At 69.6% G+C, this 3434-nt stretch carries 3 protein-coding genes and 1 pseudogene; 1 reads left to right on the top strand and 3 read right to left on the bottom strand.

All coding sequences use genetic code 11. From position 1 onward, the window contains the following. The first annotated feature begins 193 nt into the window (after positions 1-193). Complete coding sequence (locus tag P409_RS29835) at positions 194-1996, top strand: IlvD/Edd family dehydratase (protein ID WP_034846971.1); 1803 nt, start codon at positions 194-196, stop codon at positions 1994-1996. Between the two features lie 53 nt (positions 1997-2049). Here P409_RS29835 and P409_RS29830 read toward each other — a convergent pair whose 3' ends face one another. The 3 genes and pseudogenes from P409_RS29830 to P409_RS29820 form a co-directional block, all read right to left on the bottom strand. After that, positions 2050-2271: a KTSC domain-containing protein gene (locus P409_RS29830; protein WP_202964852.1), complete on the bottom strand. Its 222-nt coding sequence runs from the start codon at positions 2269-2271 to the stop codon at positions 2050-2052. 72 nt (positions 2272-2343) lie between these two features. Next, entirely contained in the window at positions 2344-3156 is an 813-nt protein-coding gene (locus P409_RS29825) for a purine-nucleoside phosphorylase (RefSeq protein ID WP_034846969.1), read from the bottom strand. Between the two features lie 18 nt (positions 3157-3174). Then, positions 3175-3434, bottom strand: a pseudogene (locus tag P409_RS29820) (hypothetical protein); the annotation flags it as partial.

Genomic DNA, 3434 nt, shown 5'->3' with positions numbered 1-3434 from the left:
ATGCCACCCTCCCCGCCCATGGGCCGGTCGCAGCACAGCACCGGGAGATGGCGGGATCAGGGCAGGCTCGGCATCGTCCGGCGCCTCGCGAATCCATCTGTATCTGGCCCCCGGCCCGGTGCCATAGTATATCGTCGTACAATTACGTTGCAGTCAGCGCCGACAACGAGCGGTGCGTGGAGGAAAACAAACGATGGCCGGCCAAGACCGATCCCGGACCCTGCGGTCCCAGCAGTGGTTCGACAACCCCGACGACCCGGGGATGACGGCCCTTTATATCGAGCGCTACCTGAATTTCGGGATCACGCGCGAGGAGCTCCAGTCCGGCAAGCCGATGATCGGCATCGCCCAGACCGGCTCGGACCTGTCGCCCTGCAACCGGCATCACCTCGAGCTGGCCAAGCGGGTCAGCGCCGGCATCCGTGCCGCCGGCGGCATCCCGTTCGAGTTCCCGTGCCACCCGATCCAGGAAACCGGCAAGCGCCCGTCGGCCACGCTGGACCGCAACCTGACCTATCTGGGGCTGGTCGAGCTGCTGTACGGCTATCCGCTGGACGGCGTCGTGCTCACGGTCGGCTGCGACAAGACCACCCCGGCGCTGCTGATGGGGGCCGCGACCGTCAACATCCCGGCCATCGCCCTGTCGGTCGGGCCGATGCTGAACGGCTGGCACAAGGGCGAGCGGGTCGGGTCCGGCACCATCGTCTGGCGGTCGCGCGAGCGGCTGGCCACCGGCGAGATCGACTACAACGAGTTCATGAACATCGTCGCGGCCTCGGCCCCGTCGGTCGGCTACTGCAACACCATGGGCACGGCCTCGACCATGAACTCACTGGCCGAAGCGCTGGGCATGCAGCTGCCCGGCTCGGCCGCCATCCCGGCGCCGTATCGCGAGCGCGGCCAGATCGCCTACGAGACCGGCCTGCGCATCGTCGAGATGGTCGAGCAGGACATCAAGCCGTCCGACATCATGACCCGGAAGGCGTTCGAGAACGCGATCGTCATCAACTCCGCCATCGGCGGGTCGACCAACGCGCCGATCCATCTGAACGCCATCGCCGCGCATCTCGGCGTGCCGCTGGACAATGACGATTGGGAGAAGGTCGGCCACGACATCCCGCTGCTGGTCAACCTGCAGCCGGCCGGCGAGTATCTCGGCGAGGACTACCACCAGGCGGGCGGCGTGCCAGCCGTGGTGGCGGAGCTGCTGAAGGCCGGGCTGCTGCCGCACCCGGACGCGATCACGGTCAACGGCCGTGCCATCGGCGACAATTGCCGCGACGTCGAGAACCTGAACCCCGAGGTGATCCGCCCGGTCGACCGACCGCTGAAGGCCCATTCGGGCTTCCTGAACCTCAAGGGCAACCTGTTCGACAGCGCGATCATGAAGACCAGCGTGATCTCGCCGGAATTCCGCGACCGCTATCTGTCGAACCCGCAGGACCCGGAGGCCTTCGAGGGCAAGGCCGTGGTGTTCGAGGGGCCGGAGGACTACCACCACCGGATCGAGGACCCGGCGCTGGAGATCGACGAGTTCTCGATCCTGGTGATCCGCGGCACCGGACCGATCGGCTATCCCGGCGCGGCCGAGGTGGTGAACATGCAGCCGCCGGCGCGGCTGATCCAGAAGGGCGTCCACGCCCTGCCCTGCATCGGCGACGGCCGGCAGTCCGGCACCTCGGGGTCGCCCTCGATCCTGAACGCCTCGCCCGAGGCGGCGGCCGGCGGCGGCCTGGCGCTGCTGAAGACCGGGGACAAGGTCCGGGTCGACCTGCGCCAGCGCAGCGTGAACGTGCTGGTCTCCGACGAGGAGCTGGCGCGGCGGCGGTCCGAGCTGGAGGCCCAGGGCGGCTTCAAGGTTCCGGACCACCAGACGCCGTGGCAGGAGATCCAGCGCGCCCTGACCGACCAGCTGGCCGAGGGCATGGCGCTGAAGCCGGCGCTGAAGTACCAGCGCGTCGCCCAGACCAAGGGCGTGCCGCGCAACAACCACTGACGATGCGTTGATGGGAACCGTCCGGCGGTGGTCGAAGCCACCTCCGGACGGGTTCAGCCGAGGCGGCGGAACGGATAGGCGTCCCGGATGCGGGCGTTGACGAACCGGCCCTTCGACTCCGCCGCCAGCAGCTGGCGCCAGACCCGGTCCGGAACCGGGTAGTAGCGGTATACGATCCCGCCGGCATATTCGACGTCGAGGGACCTGGTCTTCGGATCATAGCCGACGGACGACACGGCGCTGGACTCCGTCGGGACCCGCCTGATGCGCCGCATCGGACAGCCTCGCGACAGCCACTCTTCCTGATCGGAAATGGCGGCGTCCGCCGGCCGGTTCCGGCGGTGCCGTCAGATCGCGCGCACCAGGTCGTGGAACAGACCGCCCATCCGTTCGGCCGTGCCCTTGGCGACGTCGAGGATGTGCTCGTGGTCGAGATCGGCGCCCGGCAGGCCGGCGGCGAGGTTGGTGACCAGCGACAGGCCTAGCACCTCGGCGCCGAGATGGCGGGCGGCGATCGCCTCCAGCACCGTCGACATGCCGACCATGTCGCCGCCCCAGCGGCCGACCATCTGGATCTCGGCCGGCGTCTCGAACATCGGGCCGGGGAAGCCGACATAGACGCCTTCGGTCAGGCTCGGGTCCAGCTTCTGCGCCGCCTGGCGCAGCCGGGGCGAGTAGCAGCCGGTCAGGTCGACGAAGCGCGGCCCCAGCCGGTCCAGATTCGGCCCGAACAGCGGCGACACGCCGGTGAAGTTGATGTGGTCGCGGATCAGCACCGGCTCGCCCGGCTTCATGCCGGGGCGCAGGCCGCCGCAGGCATTGGTCAGGACCACGATCTTCGTGCCCGCCAGCACCGCGCTGCGGATGCCGTGCACAACCTTGGCCGGCGGATGGCCCTCATAGAGATGCACCCGCCCGGCCATCACCAGGATGCGCCGGTCGCCGGCCCTGACGCTGCGGAACACGCCCTTGTGGCCCAGCACCGTGGTCGGCGGGAAGCCCGGGATCTCGGCGAAGGGCACCTCGGCCACGGTTTCGCCGATCCGGTCCACCGCCGGGCCCCAGCCGGAGCCGAGCACGATCGCGGCGTGATGGTCGGCGCCGAGCTTCTGCTTCAGGACCGTGGCGGCTTCTTCCGCCAGGACATAGGGGTCTTCCATCGCTTCCTCTCTCGGCTCTCAGGCCACGGCCCCGCGCCGGCGCCGCCCACGGGCGACGACCAGCGCGACCAGAGTGATGACATAGGGTGCCATATCGGTGAGCTGGTTCGGCAGCCCCCTGCCCTGCAGCCGCAGGCCGGCGGCGTCGGCGAAGCCGAACAGCAGGCAGGCGAGCGCGACGCCGACCGGATGGCCGCGGCCCAGCATCACCGCCACCACCGCGATCCAGCCGCGCCCGGCGCTCATATCCTCGGCGAACAGGGTGACGCTGCCGAGCG

Source organism: Inquilinus limosus MP06, assembly GCF_000767795.1.
Lineage (GTDB): Bacteria > Pseudomonadota > Alphaproteobacteria > DSM-16000 > Inquilinaceae > Inquilinus > Inquilinus limosus_E.
Note: the sequence above shows the minus strand (reverse complement) of the source record. Positions and strands in the feature narration are given on the sequence as shown.

What these genes read in the sequence shown, in the direction of transcription:
- P409_RS29825 (WP_034846969.1), bottom strand. Translation starts at nt 3,156, where the DNA reads ATGGAAGACCCCTATGTCCTGGCGGAAGAAGCCGCCACGGTCCTGAAG.
- P409_RS29835 (WP_034846971.1), top strand. Translation starts at nt 194, where the DNA reads ATGGCCGGCCAAGACCGATCCCGGACCCTGCGGTCCCAGCAGTGGTTC.
- P409_RS29830 (WP_202964852.1), bottom strand. Translation starts at nt 2,271, where the DNA reads ATGCGGCGCATCAGGCGGGTCCCGACGGAGTCCAGCGCCGTGTCGTCC.